This is a genomic window from Bartonella clarridgeiae ATCC 51734 (assembly GCF_000518185.1).
GTDB lineage: Bacteria > Pseudomonadota > Alphaproteobacteria > Rhizobiales > Rhizobiaceae > Bartonella > Bartonella clarridgeiae.
Map to the genome: position 1 here is coordinate 54,666 of NZ_KI912398.1, position 20,432 is coordinate 75,097.

General features: G+C 35.5%; 15 protein-coding genes. 10 read left to right on the plus strand and 5 right to left on the minus strand.

Annotated features, from left to right (window positions below; all coding sequences use genetic code 11):
• Window positions 1-76 precede the first annotated feature (76 nt).
• Both T420_RS0106560 and alr read left to right on the plus strand, forming a co-directional pair.
• Window positions 77-2,191 carry a lytic transglycosylase domain-containing protein gene (locus tag T420_RS0106560; RefSeq protein WP_013544855.1) on the plus strand — a complete coding sequence of 705 codons (2,115 nt, stop codon included), beginning with the start codon at window positions 77-79 and terminating at the stop codon, window positions 2,189-2,191.
• 2,256 nt (window positions 2,192-4,447) lie between these two features.
• Window positions 4,448-5,572 carry an alanine racemase gene (gene alr, locus T420_RS0106580; protein WP_013544853.1) on the plus strand — a complete coding sequence of 375 codons (1,125 nt, stop codon included), beginning with the start codon at window positions 4,448-4,450 and terminating at the stop codon, window positions 5,570-5,572.
• Window positions 5,573-5,770: 198 nt separating this feature from the next.
• Here the strand turns inward: alr and gcvP are convergent, their stop codons facing one another.
• Genes gcvP through gcvT form a run of 3 tightly spaced genes read right to left on the minus strand, consistent with a single transcriptional unit; the run spans window position 5,771 to window position 10,068 of the window.
• Window positions 5,771-8,566, minus strand: coding sequence for an aminomethyl-transferring glycine dehydrogenase (gene gcvP, locus T420_RS0106585; protein ID WP_026501241.1), 2,796 nt, complete (start codon window positions 8,564-8,566; stop codon window positions 5,771-5,773).
• Window positions 8,567-8,571: 5 nt separating this feature from the next.
• Window positions 8,572-8,940: a glycine cleavage system protein GcvH gene (gene gcvH, locus T420_RS0106590; RefSeq protein ID WP_013544851.1), complete on the minus strand. Its 369-nt coding sequence runs from the start codon at window positions 8,938-8,940 to the stop codon at window positions 8,572-8,574.
• A 6-nt stretch (window positions 8,941-8,946) separates the two neighbouring features.
• Window positions 8,947-10,068 (minus strand): glycine cleavage system aminomethyltransferase GcvT, encoded by a 1,122-nt coding sequence (gcvT, locus tag T420_RS0106595; protein ID WP_013544850.1) that lies wholly within the window; start codon window positions 10,066-10,068, stop codon window positions 8,947-8,949.
• A gap of 522 nt (window positions 10,069-10,590) precedes the next feature.
• Between gcvT and T420_RS0106600 the strand changes: the two genes are divergently transcribed.
• The 3 genes from T420_RS0106600 to T420_RS0106610 all read left to right on the plus strand — a co-directional run bounded on the left by T420_RS0106600 (window position 10,591) and on the right by T420_RS0106610 (window position 13,215).
• Window positions 10,591-11,253, plus strand: coding sequence for an LON peptidase substrate-binding domain-containing protein (locus T420_RS0106600; RefSeq protein ID WP_013544849.1), 663 nt, complete (start codon window positions 10,591-10,593; stop codon window positions 11,251-11,253).
• A gap of 13 nt (window positions 11,254-11,266) precedes the next feature.
• Window positions 11,267-11,461: a Trm112 family protein gene (locus tag T420_RS0106605; RefSeq protein WP_013544848.1), complete on the plus strand. Its 195-nt coding sequence runs from the start codon at window positions 11,267-11,269 to the stop codon at window positions 11,459-11,461.
• 722 nt (window positions 11,462-12,183) lie between these two features.
• Window positions 12,184-13,215: an aspartate-semialdehyde dehydrogenase gene (locus T420_RS0106610; protein ID WP_013544847.1), complete on the plus strand. Its 1,032-nt coding sequence runs from the start codon at window positions 12,184-12,186 to the stop codon at window positions 13,213-13,215.
• 88 nt (window positions 13,216-13,303) lie between these two features.
• On the opposite strand, the gene T420_RS0106615 is transcribed toward T420_RS0106610, so the two are convergent.
• Window positions 13,304-13,957: an SH3 domain-containing protein gene (locus tag T420_RS0106615; protein WP_013544846.1), complete on the minus strand. Its 654-nt coding sequence runs from the start codon at window positions 13,955-13,957 to the stop codon at window positions 13,304-13,306.
• Between the two features lie 521 nt (window positions 13,958-14,478).
• Here T420_RS0106615 and T420_RS0106620 point away from each other — a divergent pair.
• From T420_RS0106620 to T420_RS0106630, 3 genes are read left to right on the plus strand one after another with little or no spacing between them, the layout of a single operon-like run.
• Window positions 14,479-15,297, plus strand: coding sequence for a MetQ/NlpA family ABC transporter substrate-binding protein (locus T420_RS0106620; protein ID WP_013544845.1), 819 nt, complete (start codon window positions 14,479-14,481; stop codon window positions 15,295-15,297).
• Between the two features lie 6 nt (window positions 15,298-15,303).
• The gene (locus T420_RS0106625) at window positions 15,304-16,338 is read left to right on the plus strand and encodes a methionine ABC transporter ATP-binding protein (RefSeq protein WP_013544844.1); all 1,035 of its coding nucleotides are present in this window, start codon (window positions 15,304-15,306) and stop codon (window positions 16,336-16,338) included.
• Window positions 16,331-16,990, plus strand: a complete 660-nt coding sequence (locus tag T420_RS0106630; protein WP_026501242.1) for a methionine ABC transporter permease — start codon at window positions 16,331-16,333, stop codon at window positions 16,988-16,990. Before T420_RS0106625 ends, T420_RS0106630 begins: the two co-directional genes overlap by 8 nt.
• On the opposite strand, the gene T420_RS0106635 is transcribed toward T420_RS0106630, so the two are convergent.
• Entirely contained in the window at window positions 16,987-17,475 is a 489-nt protein-coding gene (locus tag T420_RS0106635; protein WP_013544842.1) for a MaoC family dehydratase, read from the minus strand. The two genes, T420_RS0106630 and T420_RS0106635, sit on opposite strands and share 4 nt — an antisense overlap.
• A 166-nt stretch (window positions 17,476-17,641) precedes the next feature.
• On the opposite strand from T420_RS0106635, the gene T420_RS0106640 reads away from it, so the two are divergent.
• Both T420_RS0106640 and T420_RS0106645 read left to right on the plus strand, forming a co-directional pair.
• The gene (locus T420_RS0106640) at window positions 17,642-18,955 is read left to right on the plus strand and encodes an NAD(P)H-dependent oxidoreductase (RefSeq protein WP_013544841.1); all 1,314 of its coding nucleotides are present in this window, start codon (window positions 17,642-17,644) and stop codon (window positions 18,953-18,955) included.
• Window positions 18,956-19,430: 475 nt separating this feature from the next.
• On the plus strand, window positions 19,431-20,351 hold the full coding sequence (locus T420_RS0106645) for a siderophore ABC transporter substrate-binding protein (protein WP_013544840.1): 921 nt from the start codon (window positions 19,431-19,433) through the stop codon (window positions 20,349-20,351).
• The last annotated feature ends 81 nt before the right edge of the window (window positions 20,352-20,432 follow it).

Below are 20,432 nucleotides of genomic sequence, written 5' to 3' on the forward strand. Positions count from 1 at the left end.
TAACATGTCTTTCACGCTTCTCTTTTAAAATTTATAAAATATTGCCTAAAAAGCAAGATCTAAAGGTCTTTCCTCAATGCATATAATCCCTGTTCTCTTTTTCGTATCAATTTTTATTATACTCAAACTGGCAACTATAATTTCACTCTCAAATGCCTCAGCACAAGCAGTTTTTTTACCACAAAATGGACCAATCCCCTTGGTTCATCCTCATCCTCTTATCACCATAGAAAAACTTAAAAAACCTCTTGAGGCTATTCATCCTATAAATAATAATATCCCAACAAGAATTAATATTAACAGTACCAACCAACTTAAATTCGGCTTAGATGCTCTTTCAAACAAAGATATTACAAAAACAATAGCCCTTCGCAATACAATGCCTCAAAACAGTCTTGATCGCCATATCTTAACATGGGCAATCAATACATCGTACCAAACGAATATACCAAGCTCTGAAATATTAAGTGCCATTAATGAATTAAAAGATTGGCCAGGTATGAATATCATGCAACGTAATTTTGAACGTGCTTTCATTAATGAAAACGATTCTGCGCAAGCGATTATTCAAAAGTTTATTCACCACCCCCCCCTTACAGTACAAGGAATGGCTGCACTCACCAAAGCACTTATCATAACTGGGCAAACCACCCGTGCGCGACAAATCATCGTGCCATGGTGGTACACAATACAGCTCAACGCTCAAGAAGAAGATCTTATTCTTAAAAACGCAAGCGCTGCATTAAAATCTACTGATCATTTGAAACGTATGAAGATTATGCTTTATGCAAATCGTATTAACTCAGCCCAACGAGTTGCAAAATTAGCCCGTGCCCAATCCCTTTTTAATGCTTTTGCTGCTGTTGAAAAAAATGAACCTCAAGCCGCACAAAAACTAAAAGCTGTTGATCAATCATGGAGAAAAGATCCTCTCTTACAATTTGCCAAAATTCGTTATTTTCGACGAACTAGACAATACGATATTGCTGCACAACTCATGATGCAAGCACCACGAGATGCAATAAATCTTATTAATCCTGATGCATGGTGGAGAGAACGACGTATCCTTTCTCGCGAAATGCTTGATTTAAACAAACCTAAAATCGCTTATCAACTTGTTTCAGTTCATATTGGAGGGACACCTTCATTAGAAATTGATGCTGCATTTCACGCAGGATGGTATGCACTTCGATTTCTTCATAACCCCAAGATAGCAATGCGTCATTTTGCGCGTATTTCTCAACTCTCCTCTTCTCCCCTCTCAGCATCCCGTGGCTATTATTGGATGGGGCGAACAGCAGAAGCTTTAGGTGAACATAAAAATGCCCAACATTATTTTCATCGTGCTGCTCATTTTGGTACAACTTATTATGGTCAATTAGCAGCTTCACGACTTAACAAAAAAAAACTTGAAATTCATTTTCCTAAACCAACAATAAATGAACGGCAAAATTTTAATGCACGAAAAGGTGTTAAAGTTATCCAAAGGCTTGAAGCTGCTGGCTATGCTAATCTCGCTAAAATTTTTTATAAAGAACTCAGCAAAACAATAGAAAATCCTGGTGAACTAGCTCTTTTAGCTGTTATGTCAGAAAAAAATGGCGACTATTATACCAGCCTTAAAATCGGTAAAACTGCTGTTTTTCAAGGCAAGGCCGTCAGTGCCCTTTCTCATCCTATCGGTGCTATTCCAACATCTGTCAATATTTCTGCAGTAAAAAAAGCACTCATCTATGCTATTGCACGCCAGGAAAGCGAATTTAATCCCATTGCTATATCAAAAGCAGGAGCTCAAGGTATGTTACAATTGTTGCCTACTACAGCAAGAGCTCTGGCCAACAAGCATTCAATTGCGTGGTCTCACAAAAAATTCAGCAGTGATGTCAGTTATAATACTATATTAGGTGTTCATTTTCTAAGCGAACAATTAGAGCGTTTTAACGGATCTTATATATTGGCTTTTATTAGCTATAATGCAGGTTTCCGTCGTGCAAATGAATGGATAGAACGTTACGGTGATCCTAGAGGACAATCTCTTGATAAAGTTGTCGACTGGATCGAACGTATCCCTTACACAGAAACGCGTAACTATGTGATGCGTGTTATGGAAAATTACGAAGTTTACAAAGCACGCCTCATTGGAACAATGGACATCAAATCTGATCTCGTTTCCGGCTACAAAAATCCGTAAGCTCTCGTCTACTTCAAAATAGACCTTCTTCTATTTTTATTGCTAAGATATGATATAATAGCATTATATAAACGCCTTTCAAAATAAACAAACACAAAGCTAAACATGTTATTGTTATTTAATAGAGCATTTGATATAAAGTCGAGATATCTCTCCAGTTCATAGCGGAGATGTTTTTTATCACTTTGTTTACCTAATTTTAAAGAGCATATTTTAGCCTTTACCTTTAAATAAATATCGATCTCTAATGCAGCAGTATGTTGGATAGTTTAGAGCCCTGTTATTTCAACTTTTGTATACCAGATTGCAATGAAAATGTTACATATACCGATTTGACTTATCTTTAAAAGAGAGAGACGTTAATGTGAAGAAAATATGATCAAATTAACAACCAATGCTCAGCTTCATCACCTTTTTGAACTCAGTTTTACGGTTTTCAGAATTACCTAAAGCAATATTTTTCAAATAATGGAGATTACCACTAGCTTTACACTTTCTTCTTTTCGCATTCTTTAATAGGATAATATCCCTCGCGAAAAAACATTGCATAACTAATTTACGAAAATCTGTTTAAAAGATATCTATACTTGCTCTTAAGCTTATTTCTTGGCATCATCCATAGAAAATATAAGAAAAAATCAACTGAGTTCCACCATCTTTACGATTATAAACAAAAATCAACACCATCATTATTTTAATTTTTATTCACTCACAATATTGTGACTGCTCTTGTATATATAAGGTACTTTTCCTTTGTATAATCTATTGATTTTATTTATCTTATTTAATTTAAGAGAATAGGTTTTTTACATTTTCTTCTACACTACAATGTTCTTCTACAATGTATTACGAATCAACATCTCTTTTCGAATTGTTTTTCTGTTTTTGTAAATTCTTTAATCTTTGTGACTTGATCTTTTGAACATAATTCTTTTTCAAGTTCAACAATAACCCAACAATTAAATCAAAAGAAATTATTGTACCTTAAATTATTAAAATCCAGATAGACAAAAGTATTTTAAATAAACACTTTCACAAACAGTTCCCCCCTCATGAATATATAAAGAAGATGCAAAGCCTTACATTTTTAATAGCAAAAACATATCGTTCTCAACAACTTATTAGCCCTATATCTTCTACTTGTTGATATGAGGACATTTTCAGCGAATTTATTAAAATTCTTCTCATCAAGATTCTCATATTCGCTTAGTGAAAGACGAAGCTTGGCTTTGTCCACAATTCATACAAAAGCTTTGATTTCTTTGTAAAGTGAAAAATTGGTATTTAAGCTGTTTATCCGATTTCCTTCTGAGAATTTAAAAATATTTCGCACTGCTTGGCTAGGCATTTTTACCACTTGTTCGGAATCTTCTTGTGTAATAAGAACATTTTCAAAATTTTCTAACATTGAAGCTGTAATAGCGGCATCGACTACCTTATAGGATGCTTGTAATTCTTCTGGTACAAAATATATAGAATTAGGAGTTGAATATTTTTTATTTATTTTCTCTAATTTTATTCAAATTATGTAAGAGTTATTTATTGTTTTCATAATAAAAATACATAATATTAATGCATAGATTATTTTAATTATTATCAACATGTTTTTTTATAATAAAAAATGAATTTTAGTAAAATCTTTCTTTTAATAAAAAGAGAAAGTATATATAATTATAATAATTTTATTTATCTTTATTAAATCATTATTATTGATATGTTAAAAATTTAATCAATAAAAAATATTATTACATATTTAGAGAACAACATTATGAATGATTGTTGCTTCGATAAAAATATTGAGATGGAAATCAAGCGATAAAAAAGCGAGGGATAAAGGAGAAAAACATAATAAAATCAATAACTGTAAAATCTCTCATCTTTATAATAAAGTATTGATTTTATTGTTATTTATTTTACCTATTGTATTTAAACGCCCCATAAAAGGATCGTAAAATTCTTTCTCAAATGATTTATAACCCATTAATCTCTCTTATGACGTGTAGATAAGTGGTTTTATTTGATGTAAAAAAGAGAGCTTGAAATAAAAAACATTGCTCCATTAGGTGCTCTTATTCAAAGAGAATATATTTCTATTCATTGTATCAAAATTGCATCTCTCACTTCACTAATTGCTTGCACCACTTATATATTTCAGAATAAAGACAATATCTGCATTTCTGTGTATCATAGACAAACTTATAAGTATAATAACTTAAAAGAAAATTCGTATCTTACTAATAGAGATAGGATTGCAAAATGGACAAATCCGTTGCTTATGAAACAAATGCAACACTCCCCTACGCTGCTGCCATAGCAACTATTGATATTGGTGCAATTGTCGCTAATTATAAAACCTTAGCCCGACGCGTTGCTCCTATAGAATGTTCAGCTGTAGTAAAAGCTGATGCTTACGGATTAGGAGCTGAAAAAATAGCCCCCGCACTTTATCAAGCTGGTTGTCGTACTTTTTTTATTGCTCATCTTAAAGAAGCACTTCAACTAAAAGCTATTTTACCACAAAATGTCACCATTGTCCTTCTGAATGGTATTCCCCTTACTGCAGAAGAATTTGTAGCTCAAGCTGGTATTGTCCCTGTTCTTAATTCTTGGCATGCAATTGAAAGCTGGCAAATGCATTGTCAAAAAAATGGTAAAAAATTTCCAGCAGTCGTTCAAATTGATACAAATATGAATCGACTAGGACTTGATCAAGAAGAGCTACAATGGCTAATCCAAACCCCTACTCTCTTCGAAACAGCAGACATAAAATACATTATCAGCCACCTTGCTAATGGAGATGATATAACACACACATCCAATTGTGCCCAAAAAAACGCTATGAAAACAGCACTTGCACAACTTCCTGCCTGTAAAGCCTCCCTTGCTAATTCTGGAGGAATCTTCCTTGGCCCAGACTTTTATTTTGATCTTGTTCGTCCAGGTATTGCACTTTATGGAATTGATCCCCATGGAAAACATCCCACATCTCTTAAATCTGTTTTAAAACTTAAGGCTCAAGTTATTCAGAGCCGTTATACTGAAGCAGGAACTCCTGTTGGTTATGGAGGAAGTTTTATCACCCAGCAACCAAGTATTCTCACAACCATTTCTATTGGCTACGCTGATGGCTGGCTACGTAACCTTTCTAACAAAGGTTCGGTTTATTTCAATGGATACAAACTACCAATCATTGGACAAATCTCTATGGATTCTATTATCGTTGATGCAACCAATCTTAAACATAAAAAACCGAAACGAGGCGATTGGGTAGAGCTTATCGGAATACATCAAACTATTGAAAATGTTGCTGCAGATGCTGGTACCATTCCTTATGAAATTCTTACCTCGCTCGGTTCTCGTTATAAACGTATATACATTTAAATTTTCAAATTCTCATAAAAAAACAAATTAATAACACTCACTCATTATCTAAATATCAGTATTATAAGCATGATTTTCGAGATTTTTAATAAATTTGACCATAAAGTAACCACGATTAGTCTCAAAAATTGAAATAAATTATACTCAACCCAACATACTTTATATAGGTTTGTATTATTGAATCATAAACGAATAAATTTAAAACGTGTTCACTAATGGTGGGCAAGAACAAATTAACATTCTATCACCAGAAACATTGTCAATACGTGAAACAGGTGGCCAATATTTATTTGCTGGATCAAGGTAAGGATTAGGAAAAGCAGCTTCTTTTCGTGAATAAACCCGTTTCCAATTGTCATCTAAAGTATCTGCTAACGTATGCGGTGCATTCACCAATGGATTATCGTCTTTTGGCCAAATACCTGCACCAATTTTCTTAGACTCTTCAGCAATAGATAACAAAGCATCACAAAGACGATCAATCTCTGCTTTCGGTTCTGATTCAGTTGGCTCGATCATCAAAGTTCCAGGAACTGGAAATGACATTGTTGGTGCATGAAATCCATAATCAATGAGACGTTTTGCAATATCATCAACACTGATTCCATATTGCTCTTTCAGCGACCGTGTATCCACAATACATTCATGTGCAACACGTCCACGTTTACCCCGATAAAGAATAGAATAAGCCTTTGAAAGCCGCTCAGCAACATAATTAGCATTTAATATTGCTACCTGTGTTGCACATTTTAATCCATCAGCTCCCATCATCCGAATATACATCCATGTAACCACTAAAATAGAAGCACTTCCGTAGGGAGCTGCCGAAACGGCATGCGTCGTCTTATCTTGTTCATGGCCAGGTAAAAATGGTTTTAAATGCATTCCGACACCAATCGGGCCAACACCAGGTCCTCCACCACCATGGGGAATCGCAAATGTTTTGTGAAGATTCATATGACAAACATCTGCCCCCATATCCGCGGGACGTGCGAGACCTACAAGTGCATTTAAGTTAGCTCCATCGAAATAGACCTGCCCACCATTTTCATGAATAATGGCGCAAATGTCCTTAATGTTTTCCTCATATACACCATGTGTTGAAGGATAAGTAATCATCAAAGCTGCCAAATGAGTCTTATGCAATTGTGCTTTTACTTTAAGATCATCAATATCAACATCACCATCACTTAAGCATTTCACTACTACAACTTCCATCCCTGCCATATGTGCTGAAGCTGGATTGGTTCCATGTGCTGATGCAGGAATAAGACAAATATTACGTTGACAATCACCGCGAGATTGGTGATATCGGCGAATAGCTAAAAGTCCAGCATATTCACCCTGAGCACCAGAATTTGGCTGGAAAGAAACTTGAGCAAACCCTGTAATTTCACACAACCATTCATTTAACTGGCTCATCATTTCCTGATATCCTAATACATCATCTTTAGGTGCAAAAGGATGTATATTAGCCACTGTAGGCCAACTCACAGGTATTAACTCAGCGGCAGCATTGAGTTTCATTGTACAAGAACCAAGTGGAATCATCGCTCGATCCAGCGCTAAATCCTTATCTGATAAGCGACGTAAAAAACGCATCATATCCGTTTCTGAATGCACTGCATGAAAAAATGACTGTGAAAGAAAATTAGCATCCCGCCTTTTACCCAAAAGCCGTGCAGCAGTTTCATCAGGTAATTGTGCATTAAAAAGCCGTGCTAAAGCAATAGCATCTTCTTCTGTTGACAGTTCATCAAAATTGATCCCAACCCAATCATCGTCAAAAATACGCACAAGCCGCCCACCCATTTCTGCTTGATCCGCAATATCTTGAGCTCTTTTCTCAACAAAAACACTAATACAATCAAAAAAATGTTCACCCTCACAACGCACACCCGCTGCTTCTAAGCCAGCAGCGAAACGACATGTTAAACGGTGAACACGTTTGGCAATTTCCTGTAAGCCTTGTGGTCCATGCCAAATAGCATAAGCCACCGCCATATTAGCCAACAAAGCCTGTGCAGTACATATATTCGACGTTGCTTTATCACGTCGAATATGTTGTTCACGCGTTTGCAATGCTAATCGAAAGCCAATACGCCCTTTCGTATCCGTTGATTGCCCAACAATACGCCCAGGAATTAAACGCATTAAGGAATCACTTACTGCAAGATAGCCTGCATGAGGACCACCAAAACCCATTGGAACTCCATAACGCTGCATAGAACCAACAACAATATCAGCACCCCATTTTGCTGGTGCTTCCATAAGAGTAAGAGCTAAAGGATCTGCAACAACAATAACCAGAGCACCTTTCTCCTTTGCTTCTTTAATGACTTCACTGTAATTATTAAAGCATCCCCTTGTATCTGGCCAAGGCAGAACAACAGCAGCTGTATCAGAACAAATTTTGCTCTTTTCATTCATGTGAATGCCCTGTGTTTCAGCACGTGTCTTCGCAACACTCAATGTTTGAGGATGCAAAAAGCCCTGAATCGAAATTTTTGTTTTTTTCTCACGTGCAAAGCGAACAGCCACCGCATTGGCTTCAGCTAAAGCCGTTGCCTCATCAAGAAGTGAAGCAGCAGCAATAGGTAATCCAGTCAATTCACTTACTAATGTCTGAAAATAAAACAAAAGCTCTAAACGGCCTTGGCTAATTTCTGCCTGATAGGGTGTATAAGCAGTATACCAAGCTGGATTTTCAAAAAGATTACGTAAAATAACAGGCGGTACAAATGTTCCATAATAGCCTTGCCCAATAAAACTCTTCCGCACATGATTGCGTTCCATAATCTCCGATAATTCTTCTAAAGCTTGCGCTTCACTTGCCGCTTCTGGCAAATTAAGCGACCGTTTCAAATGAACAGACTGGGGAACAGCCTCAGAAACTAATGCTTCCACTGAATCAAGTGCTAACACACCAAGCATTTTTTGTATTTCATCAGGTCGAAGCCCAATATGTCTAGAAACAAAACGATGTTCTTCCATGACGCTCACCCAATCAGCGCACGATAAGCAGTTTCATCTAATAACTCATCAAGCTGCGTTTTATCCTGTATTCTCATTTTCCATAGCCAGCCTTCCCTCTCGGCTTGCTGGTTCACCAATGCAGGATCATCTGCTAAAGCTTTATTACTTCCAATCACTTCTCCATCAATAGGTGCATAAACATCTGAAGCTGCTTTAACTGATTCAACAACAGCAGCTATATCCCCTTTAGAAAAATGTGTTCCGCTCTGCGGCAAATCAACAAACACTAAATCACCTAACTGCTCTTGAGCATGATTGGTAATTCCAACTGTAGCGATCTGCCCTTCAACACTTATCCATTCGTGATCTTGCGTAAAATAAATTTCAGACATAGAAAATTATCCTTTAAAATAACGTTGTTCAACAAAAGGAAGCGAATGAACAGACAACATGATTTTTTTGCCACGCACTTCAGTAAAAACTTCTGTTCCTTCGACTTTCCAATCAATAGGAACATAGCCCATTGCTACAGGACCATTAAAAGAAGGGCCAAAACCACCCGATGTTACTACTCCAATCTGATTCCCCTTATCATCTAGAAGAACCGCACCTGCACGTATAGGCTGACGACCTTGTGGTTTTAAACCAACACGACAACGAGAAGGCCCTTTCTGATATGCTTTAAGAAAAGCCTCCGCACCATAAAATTTAGCTTTTTCCCGAACACTTTTTGACACAGCCCATGTTAGCGCAGCTTCAATGGGAGTGATATCAGGTGTAATGTCATTCCCATGTAAACACAACCCTGCCTCCAGTCGAAGACTATCACGAGCAGCAAGACCGATCCATTCAACACGACAATCATCGAGTAATTTTTCAACTAATGAACGGGCTTGACTTTCTGGAAGCGCAATTTCAAAACCGTCTTCTCCTGTATAACCAGAACGTGTCACAAACCAATTTTTTTGTGGCTCAAAACCTTGCATAAATAAAAGTTCATTACCAGGAAAACCTGCATCAGCAATAACAGCTGCAGCCTGGGGACCTTGAAGAGCAAGTAATACTCTCTCAAGCGCAACTATTTGACATTCAAAACCAAAAGCACGTTTTTTAAGTTCAACAAAATCAGCCTGTGCATTACCTGCATTGACAACCAGCATAAAACGGCATTCATCTAAACGAGTAAGAATAAGGTCATCAAGAATACCAGCTTGCTCATTCAGCAAATAATTATAGCGTGATTGGCCTTTTTGTAAAAGTGATGCATCAATAGGAAGTGCATAAGATAAAAATTCAGCTGCTTTTTGCCCTTCAACAGCTATTAATTGCATATGAGAGATATCAAAAAGACCAGCCTGAGCACGTGTATGCAAATGCTCTTTCAAAACTCCTAGAGGATAAATTAAAGGCATCATCCAACCAGCAAAAGCACCAAATTTCGCCTGTGCTTTTTCATGTAAGTCATGTAAAGGAAGTTTTTTTAAAGGCAATGTCTCAAATGTCTGCAAATCTGTGCCCATAATTTCTCCAAAGCCGCGTTCACCACTACATGTTGTGGTCGTCTTTTCTACCCTTTATCTCAAACCTGAGAGATTGCAAGTTGTTTTGCTTTTTGGCGGCAGATGTGAAAGTTTGCATTTTGCACTCTCCTGAAAAGAAAGAATGAAAGAAGCAATAATATTCTTTTCAACATATTTTTGCTATAACTTATCTTCTTTACACTGTCATTAAAAAACTGATTATAGTCCTCTAAATTTTTAAGTTTTTTTATAATAATCTTGTTTTTTCAAACAATCATCATAAATCTTTACTTAAAGGGAATTTATATTCTTTAAAATCTTGCTGAATACAATCCAAGATTATTGTCGTTTCTCTTCCTTTTCTCTATAAGGAGGGATTATAGTTTTCCTCATTACGAACAATATAATAACTTATATTATATGGTCTGGTCTCGTTCATAATAATATAATTTTCCTTAGTAAATAAAAAACTATAATAATTTTACGTACTCAACTGCATTGGATAAAGGTTACAGAACACTCATGAAAGCTGGTAATATCCACTATAATTGTGAAAATGACTTACCAAAACAAATTGCCCTTTTTCCCCTAGAAGGCGCATTATTGCTTCCTGGAGGTTTTTTATCGCTTAACATTTTTGAACCAAACGCTCTTGAAATGATTGAGGATGCTATGACATCTAATCGTCTATTAGGGATCATTCAGCCATTATCGTCGGGCACAGGTTATCTTTCCTCAGAACTTTATGAAATGGGCTGTGTTGGTCGCATCACAAATTATAATGAAACAGGAAATGGACGGCTCCTTATCGTATTACAAGGTGTTTGTCGTTTTACCTTAAAAAAAGAATTAGTGAGCAAAAAGCCTTATCGGATTGCCATCATTCAATTTAATATAAAAGATTTACAAGAACATGAAAATTCAGAGAATGTTAATCGAGAAAACTTACTCAATACTATCGAACATTATCTTATACTCCATGAAATTGAACATAATTGGAATAATATTGTACAAACGCCTACACCCGTACTCGTTAATGCCCTTTCAACCCTTATTCCGTTCGCTCCAGAAGAAAAACAAGCTTTACTGGAAGCACCAGATATTACAAGTCGCGCCCAAACTCTTCTTGCTTTAACTGAACGTTCACTTATGAAACAAACAGGAGCATATTACCGCTTACATTAACGGATTTTAAAACATGAAAAAAATGATCACCGATCCTAAGATGCTTGAATTACTGGTCTGCCCAATCACAAAAGAGCCACTTTCCTTAAATAAAAAAACACAAGAATTAATTTCATTAAAAGCAAAACTGGCCTATCCTATTCGTAGTGGTGTCCCCATTATGCTTGCTTCAGAAGCACGTCCTTTAGGGTATAATGAAAAAAAATAATTTTTATTTTCCTTTGCATAAAACCAATTATAAATTCTATATCAAAACATATTTTCTCTCAATCAGCTTTTTTCAATGTATATTCAAAGAGAATCTTTAAAAAATATTCTACTTATTGATAACATCCTACTTATTGATAACATCAAATTTTTAATTTTCTTCAACAAAGAAACTCATTCTCTGCTTCCATAACAAACTCAATATTGATTTAAACATAAAAAAAACTGTAATGATGTAACCAATAGTTTTTAATGTAAAACTTATTTCAAAAAATGATCTGTAATTTCATCAAAAACTCATATTATTTCTTTGAATATCCATTGATAAATGCGTAAAAATAGTCTGGCTTATCACCTGCTAATTAACAAAGATTTATTCCCTTAAATTCTGGCCATTGCAAAACCTAAAATCCTGAAAGAACAACAATTGACAGCAGATTAGGAATTCACTAAATCAAAGCCTCGTCAAAAATAATATTTATATGATTTTACATAAAAGATTTAAACTTTTTTCAGTTCTAAAAGAACTAAGGGAGCAGTATATTGTCAAGTAAGGTGATCTATAGTACCCTCATCATGATAATTATGTACATATAATTAGACCTAAGAAAATAATGATTAAAAATATTCAAGTTTCTTGGCTAATTTATCCTCTTTTTTAGGTTTAGTCCAAGAAAAAACTGGCATCATATCTGTTTTATAAAATAGAGAAAGAAGTAAAAAATGAATTTTAAAGTTGCAGTTGTTGGTGCTACAGGAAATGTTGGTCGCGAAATGCTAACAATTCTAGAAGAGCGTTGCTTCCCAGCTCGCGAAATAGTTCCTTTGGCTTCACGGCGCTCCCTAGGACAGAGTGTCTCTTATGGCAACAAAACTTTAAAAATCAAAGCACTCGATACATATAACTTTTCTGACACTGATTTGTGTCTCATGTCTGCCGGAGGAAATATTTCCAAAGAATACGCTCCTAAAATTAGTGCTGCTGGTTGTGTAGTCATCGATAACTCCTCCACATGGCGCTATGATACCAATGTTCCCTTGACTGTGCCAGAAGTGAATGCAGAAAGCATTAGAGCATTTTCTAAACGTAACATTATTGCCAATCCTAATTGTTCAACAATTCAACTTGTTGTCGCTTTAAAACCTCTCCACGATGCGGCAATCATCAAGCGTGTTGTTGTGTCTACTTATCAATCGGTTTCGGGAGCTGGTAAAGAAGGAATGGATGAATTATTTGAACAATCACGAGCTGTTTTCGTTGCTGATCCAATCTTATTAAAAAAATTTACTAAGCGCATTGCCTTTAATATCATTCCTCATATCGATGTTTTTATGGAAGATGGCTATACTAAAGAAGAATGGAAAATAATGGCTGAAACAAAAAAAATTCTTGATCCCAAGATCAAATTAACCGCTACTGCTGTTCGAGTTCCCGTCTTTATCGGTCATGCTGAATCTGTTAATGTCGAATTTGAAAAACCATTAAGTGCTAATGAAGCACGCACTCTCCTACGCAATACACCTGGCTGCCAAATCATAGATAAACAAGAAGATGGTGGTTACATCTCCCCCTATGAATGTACAGGAGAAGATGATATTTTTATTAGCCGTATTCGTGAAGATACGACGGTTGAAAATGGCTTAGCTTTTTGGGTTGTTGCTGATAATTTAAGAAAAGGAGCAGCATTAAATGCAGTTCAAATTGCTGAACTTCTCATTTCTCGTAATTTAATCACACCTAAATCAGCTATCTAAAGGAAAGTGGCAGCATAAAAATTATCTTTAATGCTACCAGTGTTACTTATTTCTTCTTTAGAAAAATAAAAGAAAATTTTCTTTATCTTTACAGAATAGGGTATGTTATAACGCGATAGCGTGTTTCATTACGTTCAGCATTTTCAAAATTGACATTATCTGGAAACAAAGGATTATAAGCTGTCACTCGTTTTACAGATATTTCACGTGTATTTTCAGATGGTTTCAAAATTATCCGCTCATCAGTTTTTTTCACACCTGTAGGCACAATATCCTTAATATCTGTAGGCTTCTTAACTATCACACCTGTTTCATTTTTTTCTTGTATATTTTTTTCGATTACTCTAGGCATAAAGACATCTTTTGAATTGGAGACAATCTTTTTTTCTTGTACTATTTGTTTTTGAATCACAGACTTCGGCTTGCCTTTCATCTGCATAAAAGAAATTACGGGAACATTGTCGATATTAAAATAATTTGCAGATGCCCAACCAACTGTTTCATTATGCTGAAGTAAGCACCATACTTTATTAGCAAGACAGCCATTAATTTGTACCTTCGCTCCAGTAGGAACTATTGCTGCAGCTTTATAAGTTGTAGATGGCCCTGCACGTAAAAGCACTTTGCCTTTTTCTATTTTTGCAACTGTCGCAGCAGCTGCATCAGAGGTAGCCATTATAAGACCTGCTCCCACCAAAGATGTAAACATCATTGTCGCTGATAAAAAACTCTTTTTAAACATTCTCTCTTTTTCCTATTCATAGTATTAGAGACTCAAATTTGTCTTTGCAAAAAAATTGTCTCGTTTTAATAAAATGATGGTAAATTTTTTAACTTCTCAAAAATCCGCTATACCTTGAGAAAATTGAAAAAGCTCTCTTGCGTGTCTTCCACCATCCTATAGACACGAGCCCTTCTCTTGCAAACAGTGCTGACCTTATCGATCATTGCGTGCAAGAACATAATTTGATCATCTGATCATTAGTTCTTAAAGAAGTTTTTAAAATACTATTGGTTCCATAAAAAAGATCACACCATAGAATATATTGACCTAAGTTGGAAAAAACTCTTCATCAATAGGGCGTGTTTGCTCAAAAATAAACACTTCGCAACAGAGAATAAAAAATAATATCATTTTTTAAATAAAAATGATTGAATATTCTCTTAAGCTTTTATATTCTTTAATTTTTTTCAAGATAATCCGAGTATACAAAATTTTCCCGCAAAACTCTTTGTAAAAAAGCAAAAGAAAGATAAACACGTATGACATTGAATAAACTGCTCCAGTGCACAATCATTGGATTATTCCTTTCTCTCTTTGCCTTTATCTTTCATACTCCCAACGCTATAGCAAAAGACAAATCAAAAATTAAACTTGGTGTTATGGAAGGAAAAGAAGCGGTTATTTGGACAGTTGCTGTTGAACAAGCTAAAAAGGCTAATTTGGATATTGAACTCGTTTATTTTTCTGATTACACTCTTCCTAATGATGCTGTTAATATGGGAGACATCGATGCAAATGCCTTTCAACATACGCCTTATTTGAATAATCAAATTGAACAGCATAATTATAAACTTTCAATTGCTGGATATACGTTTATCACTCCAATTGGTATCTATTCACATAAAATCAAAGATATAAAAGAACTTCCTGATAGAGCAACTGTTGGTATTCCTAACGATCCATCAAATGGTGGCAGGGCTTTACTTCTTCTTGATTCCTTAGGTCTCATTAAATTAAAAGATCCTAAGAACATTCTTGCATCTCCACTTGATATTATTGAAAACCCTAAAAAATTGAAAATTCGTGAACTGGATGCCGGTATTTTAGGACGAGCAATCAACGATTTTGATATTGTAATTGTCAATACAAACTGGGCTTTGACTACTGGATTAAACTTACACAAAAATGCTATTGCATGGGAAAAAGCAGACGATAATCCTTATAATAATATCATTGTGGTACGCACTATCGATAAAGATGAGTTATGGGTCAAAAAATTGGTTAATGCCTACAATAGTGAACCTGTTCGTGCAAAAATTAAAGAAATTTTTGGTGCAACTGCTCAAATATCTTGGTAATCGCAAATGGAAAATGCCACTCTTATTTCTCTAAAAAATATTAGTCGCCGTTTCAAAAAAACAGCATGTATCCCAGCTATTGATAATTTATCTCTTAATATCCATGCTGGTGAAATTCTTGGTATTATTGGACCTAGTGGCGCAGGAAAATCGACACTTATTCGATGTTTAAATGGTCTAGAAAAAATTGATGAAGGACATATCCTTTTTGATGGCGTTAATGTTTCCACCCTATCAGAAATAGAGTGGGCTTTTTATCGTAAACGTATTGGAATGATTTTTCAACATTTCAATCTTTTATCGTCGCAAAATATTATTGACAACATCGCTTTACCACTCCAATTAGCAGGTATAAACAAAAAAAAACGCCGACAACGAGCCTCTGAACTCATTGAATTAGTGGGATTATGCGGAAAAGAATATTGTTATCCTGCAGAACTTTCGGGAGGACAAAAACAGCGTGTTGGTATTGCCCGCTCTTTGGTAGCAAATCCAAAAATTTTGTTATCAGATGAAGCAACCTCTGCTCTTGATCCTGAAACAACACAATCTATTCTGGAGCTTCTTGCAGATATTAATAAACGTTTCAATCTTACTATTGTGCTCATTACTCATGAAATGGAAGTTGTGCGTACTATTGCGCACCGTGTTGTTGTCCTTAACCAAGGACGAATTGTAGAAGAAGGATGTGTAAAAAACATTTTCACATCACCACAGGAAGATACAACCATTGCTATGCTTAAACTTGTAACGCCACAGCTTCCCATGGAATTTGCACAAAACCTTAAATCAACAGGTCAAGAAGCAGTCATCGAAATTAATATTGCCGGTGAAATTGCTCAGCAACCTTTTCTTAATCTTCTTGAAGATGAAACAGGCTTAAGAGCGCGTATTCTCCATGGTGGTATTGATACAGTCCAAGGAGAAACTATCGGACGTCTTTTTTTAGGGCTTCCTGGACACAATAAAGTGGCTCTAAAAAAAGCCGTTCAATGGTTGACTGAAAAGGGTCAATATTGTGAGGTTTTGGGCTATGTTTAACATTCTTTATCATGAGCTTCCCAGTGCTATTTTTGATACATTATTTATGACAATAAGTGCTTCTTTCATGGCTCTTATTTTAGGACTACCGCTTGGCTTGTTGCTTCATACAACTGCACGTGAAGGACTTTTTCCATCATCTCTTATTCACTGCTTTTTGACTATCATTATCGATAGTATTCGTGCCATTCCCTTTATTATTCTTGCTTTTTATCTTCTACCCATTACCCGTGTGGTAATAGGAAGTGGCGTAGGAATGGCTTCAGTGATTTTTGTTCTCACTATTTCATCTATTCCTTTTTATGCGCGCATAGCAGAATTATCTTTTAAAACAGTCGAGCATAATTTAGTTGAAGCCGTTCGTTCTATGGGTGCCAACCGCTTTCAGATCATCAGACATGTCCTTATACCTGAAGCACTCCCCAGCCTCATCAATGGTTTTACAGTCATGGTCATTTCTCTAATCAGTGCGACTTCTCTTGCTGGATATCTTGGTGGTGGCGGTTTGGGTGATATGGCAATTCGCTATGGCTATCAACGCTATAATACCGCTATCATGACAATAGTGATTATTTTTTTAATTATTCTCAATATAATTGTACAATGGACTGGTGATCGAATTGGACAGAAATTGGATAAAAAAAAATATTAAACAGTTTCACAGGCTGACTTTTTTTCCTCAATCATAGCAATAATAAGCCAGTTGGCAATAAGAGCTGGATTTTTTAACTGTTCAATCTCCATCGTTACTTCATAATGAAAAACAACACGACCAGAGGGACGAACTTTAGCATCACTTAAAATAAAACGGGCACGCACTCGTGTTCCTGTTTTGACAGGACTCATAAAACGAATTTTATCAAAACCATAATTAATCCCCATCGTCGCACCTTCCAACTCTGGCAATGCCTCATAAGCTAACGTGGACAAAAGCGATAATGTTAAAAAACCATGAGCAATAGTACCTCCAAAAGGCGTTTTTTTCGCTTTTTCTTCATCTACATGAATCCATTGATGATCATCTGTTGCATGTGCAAATTGATTAATCATATCTTGTGTAACAAGACGCCACTGCGATAAGCCAATTTCTTTTCCAATGAAATTAGCTATATCTTGCACTGCTATTTTTCGTTGCATAACACTATCCTTGTTTTATTGGACAAAATACTACATTTCTCCCCTCTTGCTTTTATAAAAGCCATTGTTTAGAGCATCAATAACATAAAGCTTAAATATCTCATAGGTAAACGCACTTTAAATAATAAAATGTTTTCTTAAAGAAAAATTTAAATAGGAAACGACAATGACCAGCAATATAAATTTAACAGGTTTAGCGCGTGATTTGAAACAGCGTGCAGAAACCTACAAACCCATTCGTATTGGATTGATTGGTTGTGGCGAAATGGGAACAGATTTATTATCGAGTATTACACATATAGATGGCATAACAATTGCAGCTGTTGCCACTCGCACACCATCACGTGTTTTTGATGCTGCTGCATTAGCCTATGGGGAAAAAGGGCATGTATGTGAAGTTGAAAACACTACCGCCTTAACCCAAACCATTGAAAAAGACTTGATTGCTGCCACAGATGATTTAGACCTTGTTTTACGCCATGAACAAATCGACATTATTGTTGATGCAACAGGTCATCCTGAAGCAGGTGCAGAAATTGGTTTCAAAACACTTAGAAATAATAAACATCTTGTCATGATGAATGTGGAAGCTGATGTTACGATCGGTGCTTATCTCAAAAATGAAGCAGATAAACGAGGTCTTATTTATACACTTGGAGCTGGTGATGAACCTACATCTTGTATGGAACTCATTGAATTTGTTTCAGCACTCGGGCATAAGATTGTTGCAGTAGGTAAAGGAAAAAATAATCCACTTATTTTTGATGCCACTCCTGATGCTTACGAAGAAGAAGCCAGACAACGCAATATGAATGTTCGGATGTTGGTTGAATTTATTGATGGATCCAAAACAATGGTTGAAATGGCAGCGATTGCTAATGCAACAGGACTTCTTCCTGATTGCCCAGGAATGCATGGTCCCAAAGCTGCACTCAAAGACTTAAATAAAGTACTTATTCCAAAAAAAGATGGTGGAATTTTAAACAGATGTGGTGTTGTAGATTATTCAATAGGTGAAGGAGTCGCTCCTGGTGTTTTTGTCATTGCGGAAATAACACATCCGCGTTTACGTGAACGTATGGAAGATTTAAAAATTGGTAAAGGACCTTATTTTACCTTTCACCGCCCCTATCACTTAACTGCAATGGAAATTCCGCTTACCTGCGCACGCATTATGTTGTATGGAAAAACAGATATGGCACCACTTAAGCAACCAGTAGCAGAAGTTTGTGCTATTGCCAAAAAAGATTTACACCCCGGTGAACAACTAGATTTTATTGGTCTTTATAGCTATCGCGCTTGGACAATGAGCGCTGAAGAAGCACGTGCTCATCAAGCTATCCCTTGTGGACTTCTAGAAAAAGCAATAGTTACAACTGCAATTAAAAAGAATGAGCTCATTACAAAACACAATACAACCATTCGCGAAAATCAGTGGATTGCACGCCTGCGCAATAAACAGGATCTCTTACTGCGTTGAACATTCTCCACGTAATATAAATCATACTTTCATCATCTTTTATCATTTAAAGAGCACTAAACCGAATAAAATAACTCAGAAGTTTATCTCTAAGCAGAAAGAAGCAAATCAGCTTCTCAACCTTAGAAAGAAATTGCTCGTTCCCTTTTAAATCAAAGCATTTAATAATCACAAACTTTGTCAATTTTTAAATAACGGAAATATTATAAATTATAAAATTATAGATATTCTCTATAATCTCATTCAATCATTTTCTGCAAACTACAGGTAAAATTTTGCACAACACTAAAAATACAAAATAAATTTTATTCTTGATTGGTGCTGAATTATACACTAAACATTATATGTCTTAAATCATTTTGACAACATAGTGTGTTCTTACTGTATATTTATTGCATAAAAGAAACTTAATAAATATAAGAGTCTTAATTCTAATAAATTTTGAGAATGTTTTTTTTAAGAAAAGGACAAAATAATGATTGTTAAACGTATAATACGGGCAGTTTCTATTTTAACTGTAATAATGAGCTTTATAGCCACTGCGTGGGCAAATCTAACGGTTGAACATGCTTCAGGTACAACTTCTGTTCCTAACAATCCCAAAAAGGTTGTTTTTTTTGATCTTGCATCACTCGATAATGTAAATCGTTTAGGCATTAATGCTGTTGTTGGTGTTCCTGAAGGCAAAAAACCCGTATATTTACAACATTTTGATGATGAAAAATATGAAAAAATCGGTACTTTCTTTGAACCTAATTATGAGAAAATCGCTTCTTTTCAGCCTGATCTTATTATTATCTCTTCAAGAACGAAATCTAAATATCAAGATTTATCAAAAATCGCTCCAACAATTGATCTAACAGTAGGGTATGAAAATGCTCTCCAAAATATTGAACGGAATATCACCATTCTCGGGAAAATTTTTGGTAAAGAAAAAGAAGCTGAACAAGAAATTGTAACGCTCAAAGAAAATTTAGCAATGGTTCGTAAAAGCGCAGAAGGAAAAGGTAAAGGACTCGTTCTGATGACTTCAGGGGGAAAAATAAATGCTTTGGGTCCAAAGTCACGCATAGATATCATTCACACTAACTTTGGAATTGCTGCTGCAACTGATAAAATAGTTGTGCACAAACATGGACAACCTATTTCTCCTGAGTTTATTCTTGAAACTAATCCTGATTGGTTATTAGTTATTGATCGTGATGCTGCAATTGGACGAGAAGGAAAATCTGCAGCAGAATTATTAGACAATGAACTTGTTCACCGCACAACTGCTGGGAAAAAAAATCAAATTATTTATCTAGATTCTTGGAGCTGGTATCGTGCAAGTGGTGGTTTAACTGGACTTAACGAAGCAACAAAACAAATCAGCGAAGCTTTTACAAAAAGTAAATAAGAGCAGTTATATATAAAATACTTGCTCGTTATAAAAATAAGACTTAATAACAGAGGTTGTTATATAAATAGCCTCTGTTAT